General features: G+C 73.0%; 1 protein-coding gene. It reads left to right on the top strand.

Going from position 1 to position 745, the window contains the following annotated elements; translation table 11 throughout:
- On the top strand, positions 1 to 745 hold a 745-nt coding region (locus NHG85_RS18530; protein ID WP_253335197.1), incomplete at both ends, for a ParB/RepB/Spo0J family partition protein.

Here is a 745-nt window from a genome sequence, read left to right as displayed (position 1 = left end):
GAGGCCGCGCGCGTCGCCTCGCAGGCCGCCGCATGGCGCGAGGCGCAGTCCGAAGGGCGGCTGATCGAGACGCTGCCGCTCGACAAGATCCAGGTGAACCACCTGACCCGCGACCGAGTCGAGACGGATGCCGAAGCGATGGAGGAGCTCACCGCCTCGATCCGCGCCAACGGCCAACGCCTGCCGATCGAGGTGATGGATCTGGGCGAGGGGCGCTACGGGCTGATCTCGGGCTGGCGGCGGTTGCGGGCGCTGGCGCTGATCGGGGCCGAGGACGGCACGACACTGACGGCGCGCGCTATCGTGCGCCCGGTGGTCGAGGCCGGGGCGGCCTATGCGGCGATGGTCGAGGAGAACGAGGTCCGCGCGCAGCTCACCCCCTATGAGCGCGGCCGCATCGCCGCGGTGGCGGCGCATCTGGGAGCGTTCCCTTCGATGGAGGCCGCGGTCGACGAGATATTCGCCTCCGCCTCCAAGGCCAAGCGCTCCAAGATCCGGTCCTTTGCGCTGGTGCATTACGAGCTGGGCGACCTGCTGTCCCACGGGCGGGCGCTGTCGGAAGCGGCGGGGCTACGGCTGGCCTCGGCGCTGCGCGGAGGTTTCGCCGCGAAACTCCGGGCAGCGTTGGAGCGCAGCGAGGCGCGCGGCCCGGAAGAGGAATGGGCGGCGCTGGAGGCGGTGCTGGCGCCGGTCGAGGCCGCCCCGGTCTCGCGCTCGCGCGGGGGACGTCCGCGCCGGGACGCAC

Origin of the sequence: Limimaricola litoreus, assembly GCF_024159025.1 — a bacterium.
Classification (GTDB): Bacteria; Pseudomonadota; Alphaproteobacteria; order Rhodobacterales; family Rhodobacteraceae; genus Limimaricola; species Limimaricola litoreus.
Note: the sequence above shows the minus strand (reverse complement) of the source record. Positions and strands in the feature narration are given on the sequence as shown.